The organism is Verrucomicrobiota bacterium, from assembly GCA_021413925.1.
Lineage (GTDB): Bacteria > Verrucomicrobiota > Verrucomicrobiia > Chthoniobacterales > UBA6821 > UBA6821.
On sequence record JAIOPL010000023.1, the window covers coordinates 1 to 23,320 of the forward strand.

The 23,320-nt window shown below is 56.7% G+C and carries 27 protein-coding genes, 1 tRNA gene and 1 pseudogene; 21 read left to right on the plus strand and 8 right to left on the minus strand.

The window, feature by feature from the left end; genetic code table 11:
• Positions 1-303: 303 nt before the first annotated feature.
• Positions 304-379: transfer RNA gene (locus tag K8R57_09060), tRNA-Ala, on the minus strand.
• A 185-nt stretch (positions 380-564) separates the two neighbouring features.
• Between K8R57_09060 and rpmH the strand changes: the two genes are divergently transcribed.
• The 7 genes from rpmH (at position 565) to K8R57_09095 (ending at position 4,633) form a co-directional block, all read left to right on the plus strand.
• Positions 565-738: a 50S ribosomal protein L34 gene (gene rpmH, locus K8R57_09065; GenBank protein MCE9588448.1), complete on the plus strand. Its 174-nt coding sequence runs from the start codon at positions 565-567 to the stop codon at positions 736-738.
• Entirely contained in the window at positions 704-1,135 is a 432-nt protein-coding gene (gene rnpA / locus K8R57_09070; GenBank protein ID MCE9588449.1) for a ribonuclease P protein component, read from the plus strand. The genes rpmH and rnpA overlap by 35 nt, the downstream gene beginning before the upstream one ends.
• 4 nt (positions 1,136-1,139) lie before the next feature.
• A complete protein-coding gene (gene yidD, locus K8R57_09075; protein ID MCE9588450.1) occupies positions 1,140-1,382 on the plus strand; it encodes a membrane protein insertion efficiency factor YidD in 243 nt (80 codons plus the stop codon).
• Positions 1,383-1,474: 92 nt separating this feature from the next.
• Positions 1,475-3,286: a membrane protein insertase YidC gene (yidC, locus tag K8R57_09080; GenBank protein MCE9588451.1), complete on the plus strand. Its 1,812-nt coding sequence runs from the start codon at positions 1,475-1,477 to the stop codon at positions 3,284-3,286.
• 30 nt (positions 3,287-3,316) lie between these two features.
• The gene (locus K8R57_09085) at positions 3,317-3,769 is read left to right on the plus strand and encodes a single-stranded DNA-binding protein (protein ID MCE9588452.1); all 453 of its coding nucleotides are present in this window, start codon (positions 3,317-3,319) and stop codon (positions 3,767-3,769) included.
• Between the two features lie 229 nt (positions 3,770-3,998).
• Positions 3,999-4,238, plus strand: a complete 240-nt coding sequence (locus K8R57_09090) for a hypothetical protein (protein ID MCE9588453.1) — start codon at positions 3,999-4,001, stop codon at positions 4,236-4,238.
• Entirely contained in the window at positions 4,235-4,633 is a 399-nt protein-coding gene (locus K8R57_09095; protein ID MCE9588454.1) for a type II toxin-antitoxin system VapC family toxin, read from the plus strand. The genes K8R57_09090 and K8R57_09095 overlap by 4 nt, the downstream gene beginning before the upstream one ends.
• Before the next feature lie 68 nt (positions 4,634-4,701).
• Here K8R57_09095 and K8R57_09100 read toward each other — a convergent pair whose 3' ends face one another.
• Together K8R57_09100 and K8R57_09105 are read right to left on the minus strand one after the other, a co-directional pair.
• Positions 4,702-6,108 carry a glycosyltransferase family 39 protein gene (locus K8R57_09100; GenBank protein MCE9588455.1) on the minus strand — a complete coding sequence of 469 codons (1,407 nt, stop codon included), beginning with the start codon at positions 6,106-6,108 and terminating at the stop codon, positions 4,702-4,704.
• Positions 6,105-6,800 (minus strand): phosphatase PAP2 family protein, encoded by a 696-nt coding sequence (locus tag K8R57_09105; protein ID MCE9588456.1) that lies wholly within the window; start codon positions 6,798-6,800, stop codon positions 6,105-6,107. Before K8R57_09105 ends, K8R57_09100 begins: the two co-directional genes overlap by 4 nt.
• A 179-nt stretch (positions 6,801-6,979) precedes the next feature.
• Between K8R57_09105 and K8R57_09110 the strand changes: the two genes are divergently transcribed.
• On the plus strand, positions 6,980-8,473 hold the full coding sequence (locus K8R57_09110) for a cytochrome c biogenesis protein ResB (GenBank protein MCE9588457.1): 1,494 nt from the start codon (positions 6,980-6,982) through the stop codon (positions 8,471-8,473).
• Entirely contained in the window at positions 8,470-10,098 is a 1,629-nt protein-coding gene (ccsA, locus tag K8R57_09115) for a cytochrome c biogenesis protein CcsA (GenBank protein MCE9588458.1), read from the plus strand. The genes K8R57_09110 and ccsA overlap by 4 nt, the downstream gene beginning before the upstream one ends.
• 1 nt (position 10,099) lies before the next feature.
• Here the strand turns inward: ccsA and K8R57_09120 are convergent, their stop codons facing one another.
• Both K8R57_09120 and gnd read right to left on the minus strand, forming a co-directional pair.
• Positions 10,100-11,074 carry a hypothetical protein gene (locus K8R57_09120; GenBank protein MCE9588459.1) on the minus strand — a complete coding sequence of 325 codons (975 nt, stop codon included), beginning with the start codon at positions 11,072-11,074 and terminating at the stop codon, positions 10,100-10,102.
• Between the two features lie 158 nt (positions 11,075-11,232).
• Positions 11,233-12,705 carry a decarboxylating NADP(+)-dependent phosphogluconate dehydrogenase gene (gene gnd, locus K8R57_09125; protein ID MCE9588460.1) on the minus strand — a complete coding sequence of 491 codons (1,473 nt, stop codon included), beginning with the start codon at positions 12,703-12,705 and terminating at the stop codon, positions 11,233-11,235.
• Between the two features lie 104 nt (positions 12,706-12,809).
• Here gnd and pgsA point away from each other — a divergent pair, with 104 nt between their 5' ends.
• A complete protein-coding gene (gene pgsA / locus K8R57_09130) occupies positions 12,810-13,373 on the plus strand; it encodes a CDP-diacylglycerol--glycerol-3-phosphate 3-phosphatidyltransferase (GenBank protein MCE9588461.1) in 564 nt (187 codons plus the stop codon).
• 45 nt (positions 13,374-13,418) lie between these two features.
• Here the strand turns inward: pgsA and pssA are convergent, their stop codons facing one another.
• Both pssA and K8R57_09140 read right to left on the minus strand, forming a co-directional pair.
• Complete coding sequence (gene pssA, locus K8R57_09135; protein MCE9588462.1) at positions 13,419-14,237, minus strand: CDP-diacylglycerol--serine O-phosphatidyltransferase; 819 nt, start codon at positions 14,235-14,237, stop codon at positions 13,419-13,421.
• Between the two features lie 25 nt (positions 14,238-14,262).
• Positions 14,263-14,931, minus strand: a complete 669-nt coding sequence (locus K8R57_09140; GenBank protein MCE9588463.1) for a phosphatidylserine decarboxylase — start codon at positions 14,929-14,931, stop codon at positions 14,263-14,265.
• Between the two features lie 216 nt (positions 14,932-15,147).
• On the opposite strand from K8R57_09140, the gene K8R57_09145 reads away from it, so the two are divergent.
• The 11 genes and pseudogenes from K8R57_09145 to K8R57_09195 all read left to right on the plus strand — a co-directional run bounded on the left by K8R57_09145 (position 15,148) and on the right by K8R57_09195 (position 21,848).
• On the plus strand, positions 15,148-15,699 hold the full coding sequence (locus K8R57_09145; protein MCE9588464.1) for a rhodanese-like domain-containing protein: 552 nt from the start codon (positions 15,148-15,150) through the stop codon (positions 15,697-15,699).
• A gap of 39 nt (positions 15,700-15,738) precedes the next feature.
• The gene (locus K8R57_09150; protein ID MCE9588465.1) at positions 15,739-16,233 is read left to right on the plus strand and encodes an iron-sulfur cluster assembly scaffold protein; all 495 of its coding nucleotides are present in this window, start codon (positions 15,739-15,741) and stop codon (positions 16,231-16,233) included.
• Positions 16,234-16,242: 9 nt separating this feature from the next.
• Positions 16,243-16,788 (plus strand): putative Fe-S cluster assembly protein SufT, encoded by a 546-nt coding sequence (gene sufT / locus K8R57_09155; GenBank protein MCE9588466.1) that lies wholly within the window; start codon positions 16,243-16,245, stop codon positions 16,786-16,788.
• Between the two features lie 187 nt (positions 16,789-16,975).
• Positions 16,976-17,131 carry a small basic protein gene (locus K8R57_09160; GenBank protein ID MCE9588467.1) on the plus strand — a complete coding sequence of 52 codons (156 nt, stop codon included), beginning with the start codon at positions 16,976-16,978 and terminating at the stop codon, positions 17,129-17,131.
• Positions 17,128-17,358, plus strand: a pseudogene (locus K8R57_09165) (hypothetical protein). The gene K8R57_09160 and the pseudogene K8R57_09165 overlap by 4 nt, the downstream one beginning before the upstream one ends.
• A 45-nt stretch (positions 17,359-17,403) precedes the next feature.
• Positions 17,404-18,180, plus strand: a complete 777-nt coding sequence (locus K8R57_09170; GenBank protein ID MCE9588468.1) for a pseudouridine synthase — start codon at positions 17,404-17,406, stop codon at positions 18,178-18,180.
• A gap of 101 nt (positions 18,181-18,281) precedes the next feature.
• On the plus strand, positions 18,282-18,692 hold the full coding sequence (locus tag K8R57_09175; GenBank protein ID MCE9588469.1) for a RidA family protein: 411 nt from the start codon (positions 18,282-18,284) through the stop codon (positions 18,690-18,692).
• Positions 18,692-19,417 carry a hypothetical protein gene (locus K8R57_09180; GenBank protein ID MCE9588470.1) on the plus strand — a complete coding sequence of 242 codons (726 nt, stop codon included), beginning with the start codon at positions 18,692-18,694 and terminating at the stop codon, positions 19,415-19,417. The genes K8R57_09175 and K8R57_09180 overlap by 1 nt, the downstream gene beginning before the upstream one ends.
• Before the next feature lie 27 nt (positions 19,418-19,444).
• Positions 19,445-19,981, plus strand: a complete 537-nt coding sequence (locus K8R57_09185; GenBank protein ID MCE9588471.1) for a DUF983 domain-containing protein — start codon at positions 19,445-19,447, stop codon at positions 19,979-19,981.
• An 88-nt stretch (positions 19,982-20,069) separates the two neighbouring features.
• Positions 20,070-21,245, plus strand: a complete 1,176-nt coding sequence (locus K8R57_09190) for an aminotransferase class V-fold PLP-dependent enzyme (protein MCE9588472.1) — start codon at positions 20,070-20,072, stop codon at positions 21,243-21,245.
• Positions 21,246-21,284: 39 nt separating this feature from the next.
• Positions 21,285-21,848 carry a hypothetical protein gene (locus tag K8R57_09195; GenBank protein MCE9588473.1) on the plus strand — a complete coding sequence of 188 codons (564 nt, stop codon included), beginning with the start codon at positions 21,285-21,287 and terminating at the stop codon, positions 21,846-21,848.
• A gap of 175 nt (positions 21,849-22,023) precedes the next feature.
• Here K8R57_09195 and K8R57_09200 read toward each other — a convergent pair whose 3' ends face one another.
• Complete coding sequence (locus K8R57_09200; protein ID MCE9588474.1) at positions 22,024-23,292, minus strand: (Fe-S)-binding protein; 1,269 nt, start codon at positions 23,290-23,292, stop codon at positions 22,024-22,026.
• Between the last annotated feature and the right edge of the window lie 28 nt (positions 23,293-23,320).

The following is a 23,320-nucleotide window of genomic DNA, read 5'->3' on the forward strand; positions in this document are numbered from 1 at the left end:
TTTCCACCCATGCACGCAAACGCACCCTCAAAATCGCACTCTCACCAAAAAAACGCCCTTGGCTCGATGGTCTCTTTTCAAAAGCTGACTCTCTCGCCCCTCCGTTTACCCAGTTTTGCAGCCCCTAATGCAAAATTTGGGATTAACCCGCAACATCGATTTCGAAGCTGGATACCGATACATGTACATCGACTATGTGAAGGGCAGTCTTGACTGCAATCTCAACTTCGCCGGAGCCTTGGCCGGGATTGTATTCAAGTTTTGATTCCGGAGTAGGATCTTTCAAAAGATCCAAAGAACACTTGGTGGAGCCATGGGGAGTCGAACCCCAGACCTCCTCCATGCCATGGAGGCGCTCTACCAACTGAGCTATGACCCCAAGTGTCTCATCCAGAAAACCACGAGGTTTTCCGAGATGGAGGTGAGAAGGTAGGATGAATCCCGCTGCCGGGCAATACGAATTCCAAGAAAAATGAAGGAATCAAAAACATCCATTGACACTCAGTGGCGAAACCTCCATTCTTTCCCACCCGATTCCTTTAAGAAATCCAAGATTTTTAAGACATGAAGCGCACCTACCAACCTTCCAAACGCACACGCAAACAGCAGTTCGGCTTTCGTGCACGCATGAAGACCAAGAATGGTCGCGCTATCCTGAGCCGCCGTCGTCAGCATGGACGCAAGCGTCTCCTGCCGAAGGGAGTTGAGCTCCACTTCGCACGCCACACCGAGGCCTAAGAGTCTGGGTAAGCAGACCAAGCCGGTGAAGCTTGGCCTGCCGCGTTCGTCGCGGTTGCGATCAGGCTATCAGCATCTGAAGGTTCGCTCGTCGGGCCTTTCCCTTCACGGAACATTTCTCCGGATGGGAGTGATGGGCGATCAGGTCACGGAAACCCAGGGAGCCGTCGTCGTCTCCCGTCGTGTCGGTCCGGCTGTCACACGCAACAAGCTGAAGCGTCGCTTGCGGGAAGTTTACCGCCAGGAACTCTCCAGTCTACGAACCGGTCTCTGGATTGTCGTGACGGTCAAACCCTCTGCTTCAAATGCCACGATGGAATCTCTTCGCTCGGAATGGTTGCGTCTTGGAAAGCGTCTCTCTATTTTCAGCGACTCATTGCCCGACCAGGGCGCCTGACCAGATGTCCTTTTTTCTCCGTATTCCGATTCATCTCTACCGGTGGCTGATCTCCCCGTTGCTTCGTGCACTCTGCGGCGGGAGCGGATGCAGATGCCGTTTTCACCCGAGCTGCTCGGCCTATGCTCTCGAGGCCCTGAAGACCCGCGGATCCCTGCAGGGCTCACTGCTGGCGCTGCGACGCCTCGCCAAATGTCACCCCTGGGGAGAAGGCGGCTTCGATCCAGTGCCCGGGAGCCAAGGATGAAACTTGAGACCTGAAACCTGAAGTCACTCCTATCATTCCCAAAAATCGTCAGTTTTAGCCTTTAACCTTTAGCCTTCCACTTTTTCACACTTATGTTCGACCGCACTACCTGGATCGCCATCGCCCTCTCCGTCGCCGGACTTGTCGGCTGGCAGTTTTATTACTCCAAGACTTACGCCCCTTATATCGCGCAGCAGGCGGCCCTGCAACGGGAGGCGAAGCTTAAGACCGAAGCCGCCAAGACCGCTGAGCCCGTCGCTCAGCCCACACCACAAGCGATCACTCCCACTACGGCCCTGCTTCCTGCCGTTGCCGGGTCGACTCCGACGATTCCCGAATTCTCATCCAAGCGCGAGACCCTGGACACAAGCCGTGCAGAGTATCTCTTCGCCGCCAATACGGGAGGCATCGAGGCCGTCACCCTCTTCCTGCATCTCGGAGCCAACGAACACAGCCTCTTCCTCAACAAGGACTCCGGTCTACCGATCGGTGCCCTCTGTGACTCGAATGGTACTCCGATCGGCGGCTTCTCGATGGAGACCGACAAGAAGCAGGCAATCACCCGATTCACCCTGGCGGCGCCAGGCGGCCTCTCGGTCACGAAGTCCTTCTCTCTCCCCCAGACCGTCGGCGCTCCGGAGGAGTACCAGATCGGACTGGATCTGTCGTTCAAGAACAACGGGACAACTCCGATCTCGCTGCCCGGTTACTTCGTGGCAGCTGGAGGCGAGGCCCCTATCCATATCAAGGATCTCCCGACCTACACCTGCTTCGACTGGCTTCGCGATGGGAAGATGACTTCGATCGATGTCACTTGGTTTGAGTCCGGCAAGATCCCGCTGGTCAACATCGAGACCCGTCCGGCCCGCGCACTCTACACTCAGCCGGAGTCCGGCATCCAGTGGGCGGCCGTAACCAGTCAGTACTTCTGCACGATCGTCTCCGCGGCGAAGGATCAGCCTGGCAGCGGCGTCTGGGCCCGACGCTTCCAGGCCCAGAATGCGACAGAGACGACCAATGCTCAGGCGATCTACGGCATCACCGGCGGTCTGGGAACGGGCCCCATCTCCCTCTCCCCCGGGGAGACCGTCACTCGTCATTACTCCATCTATGCGGGACCTAAGGATTTCTACGGCCTGAGCAAGATAGGCGGCGAGCAGCAGAAGATCATGAACTTCGGGATCTTCCATCTGGTCTCCGAGTTCCTGCTCTGGTCCATGAACTCGATCAATAAGTTCACGCACAGCTTCGCCGCCGCGATCATTATTCTGACGATCCTCATCAAGTCGGCCCTCTGGCCCCTGCAGAATAAGGCCACTTCCTCCATGAAGCGGATGCAGCTCCTCTCGCCGAAGATGACCGAACTGCGCGAGAAGTATAAGGACGACCCGACCAAGATGAACGAAGAGCTGATGAAGCTCTACAAGCAGTACGGGGTGAATCCCTTCGGCGGCTGTCTCCCGATGCTCGTCCAGATCCCGATCTTCTTCGGCTTCTACTCGATGCTCGGCAGCGCCATCGAGCTTCGCAACAGCCACTTCCTCTGGATCCACGATCTCTCCCAGCCCGACACACTCACCCACATCATGGGATTCCCGATCAATCTCCTGCCGATCATCATGGCCGGCACCATGGTCTGGCAGATGGCCATCTCTCCGAAGAGCGGCGACGCCGCCCAGCAGCGGATAATGTATTTCATGCCGATCATCTTCCTCACCTTCTGTTACAATTACGCCTCAGGCCTTGCTCTCTACTGGACAACACAGAATATTTTCTCCATAGCCCAGTTGTACTGGACCAAGAATCAGCCTCTCCCAACTCTAGAAAAGGCGGTTTCCACGAAACCAAAAAAAGGGGGATCCGGTGGTTCAGGTGGTTCCAACTTCACCAGCAAGAAACGCTAAACCTCCACAGCTCTCCTATACTCTCGACCTATGAACCAGACACCCAAAGAAGTCTTGGAGACTATTCTCGGGAAACTCGGGTTCTTCGTGGAAATCGAGGAAGAGCTTCGGGAAGGGCACCTAATCCTCCAGATCCGGACTAACGATCCACAGCGCCTCATCGGGCGCCGGGATGAGACCCTTGAGAGCCTCCAGTTCCTAGTGAACCGGATCCTCCTCTCCCAGAACAACGAGGCCCCGCGCATCATTGTGGATGTCGAGCATCACCGCTCCATGCGCGATGCAGCATTCCTCCAGAGGATCCAACAGCTCGCCGATGCGGTGAAAATCCACGGACGCCCTGTCGAGACCGAGCCCCTGAATTCCTATGACCGCCGGCTTGTCCACAATGCCTACCGCGACGACGCGGAGCTGATGACCGAGAGTCAGAAGATTGAGGAAAAGATCAAGCGTATCACGATCAGGCGGCGTTCCGACGTCTAAGTTTTTAGCAAAAGGCGCATGGGAATGCGACTTTATCATACTAAAGGAAATCCGAGCTTGTTCGGATGGCTGATCCGGGAGGATCGCCAGACAATTTAGGCTGAATGCTGAAGGGTTTGAGGTTCTTCTGCCGTTATTGTCCATCATCCGCACGTCGGATCGCGTTGCATCTAGCTGGGCAGTCCTCACGGCAACTTGACAACTTGTCATGATATGCGAGCCTTCCTTCATGAAAACGCTCGCGGTCGGTGAGTTCAAAACACATTTTTCGGAGGCCCTCGAGGAGGTGCGCCACGGGAAGACGGTGGGGGTTTCCTTCGGCAGGAATGGACAACTCGTTGCGATCCTCGCCCCACCGAAACTCGTGCTCCATCACGGCGGCGTAACCCTCGGATCGCTCAAAAAGAAGGCCGCTTTCCGCACCAATCCCGACTTCAAGATCAGCGAAGAAGAACTACTTGCCTCGTGAAGCTTCTCTTGGATTCCCATGCCTTTCTCTGGGCTGTCATGGCCCCGGAGAAGCTCGGCAGGAAGGCACACGCCGCCTTATCCACTCCCGGCAATGAGGTCTTTGTTAGCTCAATCACCTTCTGGGAACTCTCACTCAAACATTCCCTTGGAAAGCTCATCCTGGAAGGCGTCTTACCGGAGGAGCTCCCCGAGACTGCTGAAGAAGCTGGATTTACACTGCTTCCGTTGGATTGCAAGCATGCCTCGGCATACCACCGGCTTCCAAAGCTCGGTCACAAGGATCCTTTCGACCGGATGCTCGTCTGGCAGGCCATCCAGTCAGGGGCAACGCTTCTCTCAAAGGATCCCGAGATCAAGGCCTATACAAAACACGGCCTCAAGCTGATCTGGTAGGACCTGAGATTTCAAATAAGGAAAAAGTTGTCACCAATTCAGAACCTTCGGGAGGTCAACCCCCAGCCTTATAAGGAGAGGGTGCGGTAGCCCTCACACTGGTAGATTCGGATCATCTGCTGCTTCCCATTCACCGAGATGGGTACTTCTTTAAGCAGAGCCACAGCATTGAAGGCACCGGTGATCGTCTGAGGCAGTTCTTCTTTTAATTCCGTGGTAATGTAGAGGGCATTGCGACCTAGGAAGGGGCTGACCGATTTCTCCTCGGTGTAGAGATTATCCTTCAAGCCAGCAGCGACGGCATCGGGATATGATGGCCAGAGGGCGTAGGAGCTATTGAGACTCGGCGACTCGGCAACGAACACTGATGGTGCGCCAGGGCGCTCCGGGTATTCCACAGAAATCCTGCTTCCGAGTAGCGCAGCCAATCCCGGAGTGGAGGCAATCAGGAAGGGGGATTCTCCCTTCGTGTCGGAACGCTCCTTTCGTAGGGAGAGAACCTCAACCGAAAGTTCACTCAGGCCCGAAACACCAATCGGTGAGGACAATCCCAGAGGTAGACCTAGAGGAAGATATTGCGGGGCGAGCAGAATCAAACCACTAAACACTGAAGCGACACAGGCTAGCAGAATCACTACGACTCTCCAGATCCTCCCGACATAGGCCAACCTCACGAGCAATGGGGTGACCACGGCACCGGCGGTCACGATCAAGCCCAGCGAGAGCGTCCATGTTCCAATCTGAACAAAATCAAATCCATGGGCCACACTGCTAAACTGGATCCAGTCATGGCGGGCATTCCATGCAAGGGATGGGATCCATCCCAGGATCAGTAGAAGCGAAGATAGGATAATGCCACGCCACGGAAGGGCCTTTGTTCCGAGATTTACGGATAAAAAAACGATCGCAATTGGAAGCAGCAGACCAATCATCTGCCAGAACTGAGTGCCCGTAGCGAGGGCAACGCCGAAGAGAGCCCATGTAGCCAGTTCCTTGGAGTTTTTGGAAGTTTGAGTCGCAGCACTCCACCCGGCGACAATCGCGAGCAGGATCATCGTCGCCGTCACCGCTGCTCCATCCATGACCAGAGAGGCCAGATTCACGAAAGGCAGGAGATTGAGACCCAATACCGACCAGAGGGCGACTGCCGGGCGATGGGGCGCAATCCGCCTGCCGATCCACCAGATGCACCAGGAGAGAATCAAGACAGCGAGAGGCCCGATGTATCTCAGAAAGAAGAGTCCGGAACAGCCGAGCAGCTTGCACAAGGTCAGAAGCAAAGGGACACCGGCCGGCCCCTCGATATAGCCGCCGGCCGGATGGGTTGCGCAGACTGAGAGAAAGGCCTCGCTCTCCGTGAAAGAGCCGCTTGTCGCCACCGCGAGACGCAGCACAGTCAGCGCAAGGACGGCCGCCCAGAGCATCATGGTCTGAGGAACAGTCACCTTCATCAACTTGCTGTTTTTTCCCTTCATGACTTTGGAGGAATCATGGTGGGATATTTCTCAGCAAGACGCGGTACAATCTTCCTAGCGAATCTCCTCCAGACCAGATCGAGTCCCTTCGCGGCCAGCCAACCTCCGGCGATACCCAGAATCATCCCGGCCAGAACATCCAGCGGCCAATGGGAGCCTGTGTAGATGCGCGAGTAGGCGATGAGCAGGGCGATGGGGAGATAAATGGCCCCACGCCATCCGAAGAAGAGCATCAGGACTGTTGCCACCGCCATATTGTTGGCCGCATGACCGGAGGGAAAGGAGCGTCCCTCCAAGGAGCCGTCCTCTATCATCATGCCCGGGATTTTCGGAGGTGTATTTCCCTGCGGAAAATTCACTGTAGGATCAGCGAATAGGCCACAGATCCTTGGTAATTTAGCGGGAGTACTCCCCAACTTGACCACGCGCACACCAGGCTCCACCTGGCTCGGTCGAGGACGACCAACAGCGTGTTTCAGGAGATTCACTCCAATTCCATCGCTTAGTCCCACAGCAAGACCCGCAGCCAGAATTGCGGCACGGAAACGGAAGTTGCCGAAGACCAAGGCCAGGACCAAAAGAAGGAGAAGCCACGGAGCCCATGCACCATAATCGGCAATGAAGGAAAACAGGCGATCGCTCCATGGCGCGGTCCATTCCCGGTTGATAAGGATCTGGAGCTGCTGGTCCATTCCTTATTCTTGATCAGTTCATCCACAGGATACCCGAACATTTTTCACAGGGATGAAGGGGATAAAAGGGATGGGTAAACATTCCGCTCCAATTCCTTCGAATATTCCATTCATCTCCTTCATCCCTGTGAATCAACCTCTGTTTGCTTACCTTCCATCGATTCCCTAAAGTCTTCGGGATGTCTGCTGACGGCAAACCCACCAAGCGTCCCCTTTCACGGGCGGCCATGATCGCGGACCGTCAGAGACGATCGCCTCTTTGGAGGCTGATCCACCAGCTCGGCTCGCTGAAGCTGGCGCTGGTTCTTCTCGGAACGATCACTATTGCCATCGCCACGGCGACCTTCACGGAGGCCCACTTCGACTCGGCCGTTGCACGGGTCTGGATCTACAAGGCCCCATGGTTCATCGCCTGGCTCGGGGTGCTCTGCATCAATCTCTTCGCCGTCACGCTCACACGCTGGCCCTGGCAGAAGAAGCACACAGGTTTCATCATCACTCACTATGGTATTATTCTCCTGCTGATTGGCGCGGTTATCGGCTCGAAGCTCGGGTTCGAGGGGAATGTGACTCTCCGTACCGATGGTCAGCCCCAGCGCAAGATCATTACCGACCGGAGTTGCATCCAAGTGGAGAGTCCCTCAGACAGCTATCTCTACCTGATGCCGCTCGACACGCGCTTCCTGCATACCTCGGTTGCCTCGCCTAAGTATCTCCCAGTACCAGGCACCTCACTCCGGATCGGCATCGAGGCAGTCTCCGAACATCTCAGCCCACAGCCCCATCTGGCACCTGCCTCAGGGAAGGCGGGAGGAACGGGTGTCCTGCTGGATTTCTCCAGTGGTATGATGAAGCAGACGCTCCATGTTGGGCTTGCCACCGGAGAGGGCTCACCTGGGACCTATGATTTCTTCGGACGGGCAGCGCTTGCTCTGGCATCCAATGCCAAAGCTCTTCCAACTCACGATCCAAATGATAAAAAGCCATGGCTCGATCTGATTCCCGCCAGTGACGGAAAGTCTCTGGAGTACCGACTCGGTCGCGGAGCCTCGGCAACCTCATCAGGGAATCTTCATGAAGAGGATCTTCTCCCTCTCGGATGGGCCGACTGGCGCCTGCATGTGAGCCAGATCGCCAAGAACAGTGCTGTAGTGACAACTCCCGCTCCGGACGACTCGGGTGCAGAGAGCGGGGTTCCTGGCTTCCGTGCCTTTCTCTCAAATCCGGAGGGAGAAAAATCTGTTTCCCTCTGGGTTGCCTCGGGAGGGGTGGTACCTCTGGTGCTGGGCAAGGAGATGGTCCGCATCGGCTATGGTCTCGAGCTCAGACCGATCCCTTTTTCGATCGCGCTTGTTGATTTCGAGGTTCCGCGCGACGAAGGCACTGAGACACCATCGGACTTCCGAGCTACTGTCCGATTCAAGAACACCAAGACCGGCTCTGAGAAAGAGGGACTCATTCGGATGAATCACCCCGCCTCCTATCCCGGCGGCCTGCTGGCCAACATGACAGGCTTCAACTACAAGTTTTCGCAAGCCGAGTGGAATCCCCGCGATCTCAAGGAAACAACACTTCAGGTGCTCTATGATCCCGGTTGGCTGCCGAAATGGATCGGTTCGCTTGCCATCTGCCTCGGCATCGCCACCATGTTCTATATCCGTCCGAGAGAATGAAACCTTCATCCCTGATCCCGCTGCTTGTAGCACTGCTTTCACTGAACTTGACTCCCATCGCAACAGCGCTGGCACAGGTCTCTCCTAAAAGTCTTGAGTCGCTCGTGATTCAGGAGGGAGGTAGAAAAAAACCATATCTTGTCTTCACCGAGGAGACCCTCCGATCCCTCTCGGGGAAAACAGCACTCAGCCTGGATGGGCAGAAGCAGGATGCCATGACCTTGATCACCGGACTCTGGATGAGCCCTGATGACTCCTGGAAAGCAAAGCAGCTGATCCTTGTCTCGAACCTCCCGCTGAGGAAGCACCTCAGCCTTGATCCCGCGCAGAAACTCTACAGCTGGAATGACCTCACTTCCAACGATGCCCTGGCTAAGGAGATCACGGCTGCTGCCGAGACCCGACGACGCGATCCGCGGGCCAAACTCGTCGCCCTCCAGAAGGAGGCTTCTGATGTCGGTATGAGGATGGGTCTCTTCGAGAGCCTGCTGAAGGGAGATGATTTCAAGATCATCATGCCCCTCTTCGGAAGTGACTGGCTGCCCCCCTCACAACTCGACCCCACCGAGGGGAAAGAGATCCTCGATTCCGTGAACTCGATGCGCTCTGCCTGGACTCAACACGATCCAACCCGTTTCGATCAAGCAGCCACATCGCTTCTGGGCCTGCAAAAACAGGTCGGGGGACTCCCTTCAGATTGGAAGATCTCACTGGAAGTCGTCTATCAGAAAGCCCATCCCTTCCGCTGGGCCTGGATCCTCTACGCGGCGGCCGGTATTGTCCTGCTGCTCTCCCGAAACAGCTGGGAGCGCCGAGGCTACCAACTTGCCTGGGTACTCGCTGGAAGCGGCTTCCTAATTCAGGCGGCGGGATTGCTCTCCAGGGTGCTGATTGCCGGGCGACCTCCTGTCACCAACATGTATGAGTCAGTGATCTGGGTCGCCTTCGGGACAATCCTCTTCGCCCTAATCTTCGAGACTATTTATCGGGCTGGGTCATTTTTGCTGGGAGCTGTTCCCGTGGCCGTCGCCTCGCTGATCTTGGCAGACAGCCAACCGGTGATCTTGGACCACTCGATCCATCCCCTCACCCCGGTGCTGAGGGATAATTTCTGGCTCTCCACCCACGTTCTCTCCATCACCCTGAGCTATGCCGCATTCGCCCTTTCACTCGGTGTGGCCCATGTCGCTCTGGCGCAGGTTATTGCAGGAAGGAAGCCGACAGCCATTCTCTACACCTACCTCTATAAGACCCTTCAGGTCGGGGTGCTTCTGCTGGCCACGGGCACGATCCTGGGTGGCGTCTGGGCCAACTATTCCTGGGGGCGTTTCTGGGACTGGGATCCGAAGGAAACCTGGGCCCTCACAGCCCTACTCGGCTACCTCTTCCTGCTCCACGGCAGGATCAGTGGACTCTGGGGGGGCTTCGGCCTCGCGGTCGGTTCGGTCATCGCCTTCATGAGCGTTCTGATGGCCTGGTACGGAGTGAATTTCGTACTCGGGGCCGGCCTCCACAGCTATGGCTTCGGCACGGGAGGATTCCCCTTGGTCGCGACATTCGTCGGATGTGAACTGCTCTTCGTAGCGATCGCCATCTTGAGGAAACAAAGATTAGGATCGGCCTAAACTACTGCGATGCAAAGGGAGGGCTGACCCGAACTCCCGTAGAAGTTCCGGAGAGCGGGACGGAGCTGACACTCGGGCGGGTGGTGTACGTGGTGGTCGGGGAGCGCTTGGCATTATTGCGGTCATGCTGGTAAAGATTCGCCCCCTTGCGGATGAGCATAAAAGTGTTGTTGTCCCCGAAGTATTTCCAAGGGCCGTCTGGAACGCTTGCGGCATCGACAAATTTCCAGTCGCAGAGGTCGTTTTTTCCCATCTCGAGGTAGTCGCGGGCTGCCGGGGAGATGTCGAGTCCGGCACCGTGGTTCAGGTTGGGGCGGGGAAGCGCATTGCCAAAGACATATTGCCAATGATCAGTACGGAAGGGACCGCAGTCCTCCCACTGAGCAAAGACAGTCTTTCCACCGTGATGGATGGCGAGCCAACGCCCTTTCAGGACGGACTTACCCTCCTTCTCAAAGCAGTCGTGGAACCAAGGGACGACCTTCCTTACCTCCGCCTTGGTATTACCCCGGGAAACATCACAGTAAGGAAGCGCGCAATAGAAGGGGTTCTGGCGGGGGGAGAAGCCCCGTGGGGCGTAGGTCTTGGGATCGCGGGAACGGGTGTCCGGATTATCGTAGCCGCCATAATTCCTAGCCCAGTTGGCATCCCAGGCGCTTCTGTTATTCGGGACGGGGTTTCGGGCCGTCGGGCGCTCCCCGATCCAGAAAATCGTGGTCATGATGTTCCGATGCCAGGGATACTTGCCAAATCCTATAACCGGGGCGGTTGGAACGGTCACCGTGGGAGGGCGGGTCTGCTGGATTGCTTTTTCTCTAATCTGCATGGCCATTCTCTCGAAATCTGCCCCCGACATGGCCCCCGAGTCGGTGGAAAAACGGGCCTTCACCGAGTCAACGACATCAGAGATCGAGGCCTCGGCCAAAACTGGCAGAAGTAACGAGATCAGGATCAGGGACCGGGCGGAAAATACCATGAACTCTTTAAGGTTAGGGCAGGATCATGTCGGGGCAAGGGGTAAATCCCCCCTAGGATGATCGATCCATAAAGAAAAATACCCGAACCAACCGCACGAGCGAAGGGTTCGGGTATTGGGAAAGCTTTAAATAAAGCCGAACGCTTCCCAGTTATCCTTTAGGCCGTGTAGGTGGTCGAGGCGGTCGTGCCCCCTTGACCGGTCCAATTTGTATGGAAGAACTCACCTGCGGGCTTATCCAGCCTCTCATAGGTGTGAGCGCCAAAGAAGTCGCGTTGGGCCTGCAGGAGATTCGCCGGGAGGCGAGCGCTGCGATAGCTATCGTAGTAACCGAGGCTGGCGGTGAAGGCAGGGACAGCCACCCCGCGTTCGACGGCGGCGCAGATTGCTCGGCGCCATCCGGCCTGTGACTTCACAAATACCTCGGTGAAGAAAGGAGCCAGCATCAGGTTCTCAAGGTTTGGATTGGCCTCGTAGGCCTCCTTGATACGGTTCAGGAAAGCGGCACGGATGATGCAACCACCGCGCCAGATGGTGGAGATATCCCCGAAGTTCAAATTCCAGTTGTAGAACTTGCTGGCTGTCGCGAGGAGATCGAGACCCTGGGCATAGCTGACGATCTTGCTCGCATAGAGGGCATCGCGGACATCGTTGATGAACTGCTGGCGATCTCCGTTGAAAGGCTTCACCTCGACCGCGGGTAGAATCTTGCTGGCGGCCACGCGCTTATCCTTCATGGAAGAAAGGATGCGGGCCTCCACAGCGGCGTTGACGGTCGAGAGGACGACGGCATGTTCGACGGCGTTGCCGACGGTCCACTTGCCCGTTCCCTTCTGGCCGGCCTTGTCTAGGATGACATCCACTAGGGGATTGCCGGTTTCTTCGTCCTTCTTGGTGAAGATCTGCTCGGTGATGTCGATGAGATAGCTGTTGAGCTCTCCTTTGTTCCACTCGGCAAAGATCTGGTGAAACTCCTCGGCTGTCGGATTGATCGTAGTCTTCAGGATGGCGTAGGCCTCGCAGATAAGCTGCATGTCGCCGTACTCGATGCCATTGTGGATCATCTTGACGTAGTGACCGGCACCATCAGGCCCCATATGACGGCAGCAGGGCTCTCCCTCAACAATCGCGGCGATCTTGCGGAAGATCGGACCGACGGACTTCCATGACTCTTCCGAGCCGCCGGGCATGATCGAAGGGCCGTTGAGGGCGCCCTCCTCGCCGCCGGAGACGCCCGCGCCGACATAATGAAGTCCTTTTTCCTTGAGAGACTTCTCACGGCGCTGTGTATCGGTCCAGAGGCTGTTGCCGCCGTCGATGATGATATCGCCCTGCTCAAGCAGGGGAACAAGTTGGTCGATCACGGCATCGACGGGGGCGCCGGCCTTCACCATGATCATCGCTTTGCGGGGACGGGCAAGGGAGCTGATGAATTCCTCTAGGGTCTTGGTGGGAATGATGTTCTTTCCCTTGGCGCGGCCTTCGGCGAACTTCTCGGTCACCGCCGCGGTGCGGTTGTAAACACTGACAGAGAAGCCTTTGCTCTCCATGTTGAGGACGAGGTTCTCACCCATGACGGCGAGGCCGATCAGGCCGATATCGCTCAGGGTCGTGCTATTGGTATTGCTCATAAATTGTAGAGATTCAGGTTGTCCGAATGAATGGGAAACCCTATCTCCCATGGAGGTCGGATGGCAATCGCGTTCTGGCCTTCATTCTTCCAACATACACGCCGATGAATCTTCCCAACCGCCTGACTGTCGGCCGTCTGATACTAACCGGTTTTTTCGTCGCCTTTCTCTCCACCTCCACCCACTGGGGAGATGTCGTCGCCCTGCTTCTCTTCATTGTCGCTTCTCTGACTGATTGGCTGGATGGATATCTGGCCCGGAGGTTCAACCAGATGACGAATTTCGGTAAACTCATGGATCCGCTCGCCGACAAGGTTCTGGTCGCCTCGGCCCTGGTTTGCCTGATCCCGCTGGCTGCCCTACCGGCTTGGGCCGTCATCGTCATCATCACGCGCGAATTCCTCATCACCGGACTCCGCCAACTCGCCGCGGGTCAGGGACAGATCTTACCCGCAGATCCCCTCGGCAAGCACAAGACCGCCTGGCAGCTCATTACGATCCTTTTCTTCCTGATCCTTCTGGCCGCAGGTGATATCTTCGGCGATGAGTCCCGCTGGCTGAAGTTTCTTTGGGTGAATGTAGGTCCGGTCCTAATCGGAATCACCATCGTCCTAACCATTTATTCCGGTCTCGCCTATCTCTGGAAAAACAGGCGCTTACTGCTCTAAACAAGTCTCCAGGCCCAGGCTCCAGCCTTCAGCCTTATAGCTCTACTAATGGGGGTGAGACTTCTCTGATTCCTCGTCCTCAATCTCCTTTCGGAAGTGGAGTGAAAGCATTGGTCGGATGAATCCGTAAAGCAGGAATCCGACGAAAAGCACAGCGGGCATCCACTCGTAGTTCAGACCAGCGGAGGCGAGAACCACGATGATCAAAAGGAATCGCGGCAGTGAGCGCTGCGTCCTCCAGTTCAGACCCTTGAAGCTGGGATAGCGGACATGGCTGAACATCATGAACGAGAGGAAGAGCAGAAGAACAGGTAGTGCGAATTTCCACTTCCCGATCGTCCGTTCCCCCTCCTGCAGCCAGAGCATGAAGAGTGTGAGCGAGGCGATCAGTCCGGCAGCGGCTGGAATGGGAAAGCCCATGAACTCATTCGAGTGCTCCTTCACCTCGTTGGGATCCTTGACGGCGGCGGCGATGCAGTTGAACCGGGCCAGCCGCAGCGTGCCGCAGAGCAGATAAACGAACGCGATCACCCAGCCGGTCTTGTGGAAGTCCTTCAGCACGATCTGGTAGACCAGCAGGGCCGGGGCCAGCCCAAAGGAGACCACGTCGGCCAAGGAATCGAACTCCCTTCCAAAGGGACTCTCATGCCCGCCGAGCCGGGCCACACGTCCATCGAGCAGGTCAAAGACGCAGGCACCCAGGATGAATGCCAGCGCCTCATGATAACAGTTGGTGACCGGCTCACCGCCATTATTCAGGAGAGCAGCCTCGATGATCTTAAGCACCGCTGCGAAACCACAGAAGAGGTTGCCTGCCGTCATCAAATTCGGCAGAAGGTAAATCTTCGGCTCGTGTTTATTCATAACTGATGAGGAAAACGACTGATACTCAGGCTAACAGGCGAGCGACTGCTGTCTCGCCACCTTTGACCTTCTCTCCCACCGAGACAAAGACTTCGGCATTAAGAGGAAGATAGAGATCAGTGCGTGAGCCGAAGCGGATCATACCAAAGCGCTCGCCGCGCTCCATACTCTCGCCGAGTTGAGCCCAGGGGACGATCCGCCGGGCGATCGCCCCGGTGATTTGCTTCACCGCAACAGCACGCTCTAGATCATCCTTGGAACCGAAGACCCAGAAAAGACTCTCATTGAGCGCCGAGGCCTCGGGATGACGGGCATCGAGGTAGAGACCGCCGCGCCCCTCGGTGAAGAGTACCTCACCTGCGACCGGGCTGCGGTTCACATGGACATCGAATACCGAGAGAAAGATCGAGATGCGCTTCATCCGGCGCTTGAAGAACTGCTCCTCTTCAACCTCATCAACAAGAGTCACCGTCCCGTCGGCTGGAGAAACAGCAAGGGAGGTGTCAGTTGGCGGTTTGCGTTCCGGATCACGGAAAAACCAGAGACAGAAAAGAAGCAGTCCACCCGTAATAACCGGAGGGAGGAAGGAATGAAATAGCCTGGTTTCGGAGGCAACGTTTGCAAGGATAAGGATCAAAAAAATCCACCGCCCCTCATACATTGCTCTGGCTGGCCTTGGTTTCTGAAAGCTCATGTGGCCAAAACCCTAGAACGGACCCTCATCCCATCGCGAGCTGATAAATCAAGGGTCTTTCATTTGTCTACCGATCGTCCCCGATCAGGCATCCTCTCCCGCTAATGCGGGATCGGACTTCTCGGCAACGGCCTCGAATGACTAAGCCGCCTTCCCAGGCGCCTTTTCTTGAGTTCCTGAGTTCCATATTAAAAATCTTTGGATTATCTTTCCTCCATGCAGAACGCCACCATTGAAGCCCACCCCGACCTGACCATGGAGGAGCTTCTAGGGATTTTTCCGGGAGCGCGCCGCACACTCTTTCAGCTTCACCATATTGGTGGTTGCAGCAGTTGCGGATTTTCACCCAGCGAAACTCTGACTCAGATCTGCGCACGCAACGGCGAATTGGATCCGCTCGCGGTTCTGGGCGAAATCAAGGAGGGACACCACAAGGACGAGGCACTCCTGATTTCTCCTGCCGACCTCTTTGCCCGGATTGCTGATCCCTCCATACGTCTCCTCGACATCCGGACACGCGAGGAGTTTGAGGCAGTTGCAATCCCCGGCAGTCGCTTCATGACGCAGGAGATCATGCAGGAATCCATAAACTGGCCGAAAGAGACAGAGATTATCCTGATCGATCACACCGGCGGACGCGTACTGGATGCAGCCGCCTACTTCGCTGGCCATGGATTCACTGGGGTCAAGGGACTCAAAGGCGGCATCGATGCCTATTCCGAGCATGCAGATCCTTCTCTTCCCCGCTACACTACTGAGGCGGCCTAAGATTTCACGGACTCTCACCCATTTCCAATCACCTATTCCATGAGCAACGATCAGACTCAATCCGTAGAAGCCGCTGCCAAGAATCCGAAAAACCTTGGTGAGATGGAGAATGCAGATGCCGTCGGCACCGTAGGCCGGAGTGATTGCGGTGACATGCTTCGGATGTGGGTGAAGTTCAAGGAGGAAGACGGCCGCAAGGTGATCGACCGGGCCACCTTCCAGACCTTCGGCTGCCAGACAGCCATCGCCGTGGCGAGTGTCGCTACCGAAATGATCAGGGGTAAGACTGCCGCCGAGGCACTCTCCATGAGTGGAGAGGAACTCTCATCACCTCTCGGCCCCCTCCCCCCGATGAAGATCCACTGCGCCCAACTCGTCGAAGATGCACTCCGTTCAGCCCTCGATTCGGCGACATCCGTGACAGAAGCTCCTATGGCGCCTTCTGCTCAAACTGGTCCCACTCTTTCCGACCAGATCACCCCCACCTCGGGAAAAGTCAAAATCACACTTCTACCAAAAGCTCCGACGGCATAGTCTCACCTAATGAACTCTCAACAAGAAATCGTCCTCAAGCGCGACACCGACGCGATCCAGATCCCGAGCGGTAATCCGCTCCAGCTTCCCGCAGGCACTAAGGTCATGGTCACCCAGTCCCTGGGTGGCACCTACACCGTGGCAACTCCCGGAGGACTTGCCCGTATCGATGAAAAGGATGCCGACGCCTTGGGCCTCGAAGCTTCCGCCCCCACAGAACTTGTCAAGACAGCCGTCGAGGGATCCCTCGAAGAGGCCGTCTGGAATCAGCTCAAGACCGTCTTTGATCCCGAGATTCCGGTCAATGTGGTCGATCTGGGTCTAATCTACGAGTGCCAGCTCCAGCATCCTGAGGAGGGAGTCACCAAGGCCCATGTGAAGATGACTCTGACCGCCCCGGGTTGCGGCATGGGCCCGACCATCGCCGCCGATGCCCGAGGCAAGATCCTGACCCTGGAGGGAATCGATGAGGCCGAAGTGGAACTCGTTTGGGACCCTGCCTGGAACCAGAGCATGATCAGCGAGGCCGGTCGCATGAAACTGGGCTTGGTGTGAACCGCTGAAAGCGGCTCGTTGAACGGTTGAAAAGTTGAGCTGTTAGAGAGCAGAGTAGAACTGATCGATTCCAAATGACGATGGAGCAGAATACTTCCACACTTTAACTTCTCCACACTTCAACCTTTTCACTTCAGGTATTTTTTCAGTTGCCTTTTGCCCTTCAATTATCCATATTCCACGCCCCATGAGCCAACATCCCAGCCTTAAAGGAAGCAGCACAATCGCTGCCAAACGCAGCGTGCTGAAGCGCTATGAGCGCGTTGAACTGCTCAAGAAGCGTGGTCAGTTCAAAGCCGGACAGCGCGTCATCGGCCTGCCCAAAACCAAGCCAGAAGCCTGATCCCTTTACCGGATCATTCGCCCGAGGGAAGGCCGGTCACAACCGGTGAATCCCCAAGCACCAGGCGCACACCCAAAGAGACGGGTCTGCGCCTGAATCGTTTTTTAGCTGCGGCTGGCCTGGGTTCCCGTCGCTCCTGCGAGGAACTGATTCTCAAGGGAAGTGTTTCCATCAACGGCTCCGTTTGCCGCGATCTCTCGACCCGCGTCCTGTCGGAGGATGATGTGCGGCTAAGCGGGCGAGTCATTCATGCCTTCGCTCCCCGGACGATCGTGCTCAACAAACCCGCCGGCTACACATGCACCCGCAGCGACAAGCACGCGGAACGCACCATCTTCGACCTGCTTCCCTCAGACACGGGACACCTTTTTCATGTCGGGCGCCTCGACAAGGATAGCGAAGGGCTTCTGCTACTGACCAATGACGGGATTCTGGCTCAGGACCTGATGCACCCCTCCAAAGGGGTCGATAAGGAATACGAGGTAATCCTCGACAAGACCTTCACGGACCGCGATGCAGCCTCACTCCGACGCGGCACCTGGATCGAGGGTTCGGTTGCAAGGATCGAGTCCGTACGCAACCTTGCACCGAATAAAATCCAGATCATCCTGCATCAGGGAATCAAGCGCCAGATCCGCGTCATGCTGGGTCAACTCGGGTTCAATGTGAAACGCCTTACCAGAGTGCGCCTTGGCCCTCTCACACTCCGTGGAATCAAGCCCGGCAGTTACCGTGATCTGCGTAAGGAGGATCTTGAGATTCTCCAAAAGGCACTAAAAGCACCCAAGCCGAAGAGGGAAAAGCCAGCGTTTCTTCGTAAACCGAGGGCCAAAACTCTTAGTGCCATCAAGGGTCCGCTCTTCACGGCAATGCCCTCGTCTTCCAAAGTATCCAAATCAACTCGATCGCCTAATTCAGCCAAGTCGCTTACTTCACCTCGCTCGGAGAGATCACTCGCGACACGCCCCGACTCAAAGGATCGACCGCCTGCCAGGCGCTCCCGCAGAGCCTCGCCGACTCTTAGAAGAATTAAAAAAGTGAACGGTTAAAAAGTTTCAAGAGAGAAGTCAGCAGATTCATTGAATTCATCCCTCTCAAGTGCTTCTTTTTAAGAAACCCACTTTCTCATACTTTAACCGATTGTCACTCCATGAAGACCACGCACCGTACCATTCCGGGATGCCCCCCCGCTCTTGGCCCCTATTCTCTAGCTGTTCAGACCGCCTCACCTCTTCTCTTTGTCTCGGGCATGACCCCTTGGGATCCCGCCACAGGCAAGATCGAGCGCGGCACGATCGCCGAGCAGACCCGTCTGGTTCTCGAAAACATCCGCCGGATCGTGACCGAGGCAGGAGGCGATCTTGCCGACACAGTCTCCTGCCGCGTCTACTTGGGAAAGATGACCTCGGAAAACTTCAAGGAACTCAATGCCGTCTACGCGGATTACTTCCCGGGAGAGAATCCCCCGGCACGCGCCACGATCGGAGCTCAGCTTCCGGGTGACTTTGATGTCGAGATCGAGTGCGTGGTTGCCCTCAAAAACCAGGGACACAAAGCCTGATGAAGCGCACCTGCCTGCTACTCCTGATTTCGATCACCTTCGCGCTGACTCTCCGCGCACAGACCGGAACGGCCAACGAGTACATTGTGATCTCGGGAGGTCCTTCGCTGATAGAATGGGAAAAATTTAAAAAGGTCCCGCACGACCACTGGTGGGCAAATTTTGTACGGGCGGCGCGCATCCGTCTCGGCGAACTCCGCGAGCAGCGTGGCGACGACGCCTTGATTACCTGGATGGTCTACAAGCCGGGCTACGAGCGTCGGGGAACCCGTCAGGAGAAACAGAACCTGCTCTTCAACATCGCGAGTGTTCAGCAGAAGTACAAACTCAACCTCGTCTACTTCAGCACCCAGAAACAGTTGCTGGACTACATCAACGGGGGTACCAAGCAATACCCTCGCGACACCTGGAAGATAGCGAACCTTGAGTATTTCGGGCACTCTAACAAATGCTGCTTCATGTTCGATTACAGCAACGAGATCGACAGCGGCTCCAAGGTCTGGCTACACGAGACCGAGCTCAAGCAAATCGATCGCAATGACTTTGCACCCCGTGCTTTTGTCAAGAGCTGGGGATGCCACACCGGGGAGAGCATGTGCGCCCTCTGGCGCAGGGCCACTGGTCAGCGCATGATCGGCGCCATCGGGTCGACAGATTATTCCGGCAGTGACGTGCCGGGATGGCATCCGACTCTTGGCAGCAGCACCGGCCGCTGGGTCCACTAATCCCCAATATCCGGGGAAATCATTATCGTGACCGACCACGCACCGGAGAGCTTTGTTGGAAAAGCGCTCCGATATTTCGGGCGAGCGATGATCCTGCGCTGCCCGGTCTGCGGCAAGTCGCCGGTCTTCGCTTCCCTGCTTAAAACCAGATCCCTGCGCGATTGGTTCTCCCCTCTGGATGGATGCCCCCGCTGCGGCTATCCCTACGAGCGTGAACCCGGTTACTTTCTTGCCTCGACCTGGGTCATCAATTACGGAGCGGGCAGCGTGCTGGGTATCGTCATTTATCTTGCCCTAGATCTCACTATCCATCCCCCCATCGGCTGGCTGCTTGCGGCTGTCCTGACTCCGATCGTTCTCTTCAACCTTCTCTTCGCCCGCCACTCCAAAACCCTCTTCATCGCGATCGATCATCTTTCCGATCCCCATGAGAAAGATCCGGGCGAGGATGGCGGAAACTTGCCGAAACCGGATGCCCCGACCCGAGATTTGGGAGGACCGGCCAAGCCAACCCCTAAACCAAATCCAATTCCCGGACCAGAGTCCGAAGTTGCTCACCACTGAAACTGTCGCATAGAGGATTCTGGAGCGTCATAAACGCAACAGCGCATTGCCAGAGGGACACAGCTGTTTTTAGTATAGTGCACAAGCCATGTCCGAACTTCTCTATCTCGACCACAATGCCACCACTCCGATCGACCCCGAGGTGCGTGCCGCCATGCTGCCTTGGCTCGAGAATGAGTTCGGGAATCCCTCCAGTGTGTATGCGCTGGGACGCCGCGCCGCAGCGGCTCTGAGTAAAGCCCGGGAACAGGTTGCCTCGCTGGTCGGAGCCCAACCTTCCGAGATTATCTTCAACAGTTGCGGCACAGAAGCAACCAACACCGCTATCCTCTCTGCCCTCGCAATTGATCCTGACAAGCGCCACATCATCACCTCGGCGGTCGAGCACAGCGCGACCATCAAACTTTGCGAATATCTGGCCACACGCGGTTACGAGATCACCTGGCTACCCGTAGATAAGGATGGAATCCTTGATCCTGAAAAACTGGAATCTGCCATCACGGCCGACACCGCTGTCGTTTCACTGCTCTGGGCTAATAACGAAACCGGCGTCCTCTTCCCTATCGAGGAGATCGTATCCATTACAACGCGCCGGAAAGTTCCCCTTCATCTCGACGCCGTCCAGGCCGCGGGTAAGGTGCCGATCAACCTGGAAGAACTTGGCGTCCAGTATGCCTCCCTCTCGGCCCACAAGCTCTATGCACCGAAAGGTGTCGGCGCTCTCTATGTAAACCGCCGCGCCCGCTACACCCCCCTGTTTCGTGGCAGTCAGGAGGAGAGCAAGCGGGGAGGAACTCAGAATGTCGCCTCGATCGTTGCCTTTGGGAAGGCTGCCGAGTTGGCACAGGCCCACCTCCTGATCGCAGCGGAACGGATAGGAAAACTACGTGATCATTTCGAGAAGACTCTTCTCTCCACCGTCGAAGGGACGCGACGGAACGGAACTGACGAACCGCGCCTCCCGAATACAAGCAACCTTACCTTCGCCGGAATCGAGGCCGAGACCGCCCTGCTTCTTTTTGACAAGGAAGGTCTCTGTTGCTCGGCAGGATCGGCCTGCAGCAGCGGATCAATCAACCCCTCCCATGTCCTCACCGCCATGGGCGTCAGCCGCGACGAGGCACGCGCAAGCCTCCGCTTCTCCTTCGGTCGCACAACTACCGAAGCAGAGATCGACAGGGCCCTGGAAATCATCCCCCGCATCATCGCCAAACTTCGTGCAGCACAGCCTGCAGGCGGATCACCCGTTCATATCACAGACTGATTCCCGAGTTTACTCACAGCGATAAAGGGGATGAAAGGGATGAGGAATAAAGTTACAACCGGGAATAAAAAACCTGATTGGAATTCGTTTTTCATTCCTCTCGGTCACCTTTTATTTTCCTATCAGTTCATCCCCTTTATCCCTGTGAAATATCTCTCCGCTCTGTTTGCCGCTGCCACACTCCTGCTCGCCGGCTGCCTCACCACCCCTGTTGAGAAATCCGGCGGCATGGGCTCCGTCACAGTTATCAACTCCAATCCCATGTCAATCATTGCGGCTGCGCAGTCCGTATTCCCGAATTACGGCTACAGCCCTGCGTTCGGCAACGACATCAACACCGTCTCCTTCGACAAGAACTCCAACCAACTGGCCAATGTCCTCTGGGGCAGCTATGGCGATCCCCAGACGATCAGGGTGAAGGTAAAAATCACTCCGATTCCGGGAACGACCAATTACAGAATCAGCCCCAAGGTCTATACCGTGAGTGACGTAGGCGTGGCGGGTTTTCAGAGCAAGCGCCCCTTGATCGGACTCTGGAATGCCGAGTTCGGACCACTGCTTAAAAAAGTGGCCGCACAGGCCTCTGGTGTCGGGGCACAATAAAACAGGCGTTTTGTATCCACGGAAGCCCTAGCGAACAACTGATTCCACTGGTCACTCATCTCAGCCCTATTTGAGGGGGGCGACCACGGTCCTCTCTAAGGCAGTCTATATAGACCTCCAAGTACGAAACTCCTCAGATTAGGAATTGGGAGTTAAAAAGTATTTCCCTACGCATTCAAAAAACAGATTCCGCTTCGTTTTTGTAGGCTTGTGCGAGGAGCGTGACCGGTTGGGTAACCCGGATGTCCGAACAGGAGCGCTTCAGCCCGTTAGCCAACTGCAGATGGCAACCGGGATTGCAGGTGGCCACGACGGCCGCTCCGGTGGCTTCGATGTGGCCGACTTTCCTCTGCTGAAGCGTGGCGGCCGTTTCAGGCTGGGTGATGTTGTAGACCCCGGCACTGCCGCAGCACCAGTTGGACTCCGTGAGCTCGACCAGCTTCACCCCCGGGATCGACCTGAGAATCTCACGCGGTTGCTTGGTGATCTTCTGGCCGTGGCAGAGGTGGCAGGCCTCGTGGTAGGTGACCTCGCGGAGCGCTTCGTTGTTACCGGTCTTTGCCTCCGGAATCCGGAATCCAATCTCCACGAGCCACTCGTTGATATCCTTGAGCTTCCGGTCCCATTCCGCGGCACGCCCCGCATAGGCGGGATCCCCGGCAAGGAGACGGCCGTAGGTCTTGAGATGGGATCCGCATCCGGCAGCGTTGGTGATGATGGCGTCGAAGTCGAAAGGATCGAACTGGTCGATCATCCGCCGAGCCAAAACACAGGCGGTTGCAGACTCTCCGTTGTGAGCATGGAGCGACCCGCAGCACGACTGCACGGCGGGTGTCACGACTTCGCAGTCGTTAGCCAGCAGGACATCGGCAGTGTCCCGATTGATGTCGGCAAAGACCAGATCCTGCACGCAACCCGTAAGCAAGCCCACGCGGTAGCGCTTATCTCCCTTTGGGGCCTCGACGGGACGGATCATCTGATGGGAGAAGCGCGGAAGAACGAGGGGCGTCTGAGGCTCGAGCGTGCGAAGTCTTCCCGGTAGCAGTCGGGTCAATCCCAGGGCGCGCATCATCGACTGGGCGCCACTTGCCTGGAAGATCCAGAGAAGCCGCCCCACCAGACGCAGGAGGCGCGGTCGGGTGAAGAGCACGCGCAGGAGCAGGGAGCGGACGACCGAACGGGTCGGCGAGGCCATGACGCCGGAACGCTCGACATCGGCACGCGCCACCTCGAAAAGGTGCGCGTAGTCGACACCAGCCGGACAGGCGGTCTCACAGGCCAAGCAACCAAGGCAGTAGGACATCTCCTCACCGAATGCCCGCGAGAGTTTCAGCTTGTCGTCGGCGATGGCCCGCATGAGGGCGATGCGTCCGCGGGGGCTATGCTTTTCGTTCTTGGTGACGTCGTAGGTCGGGCAGGTGGGAAGGCACATCCCGCAGTGCATACACTGCTGGAGGACGGAATAATCGAGG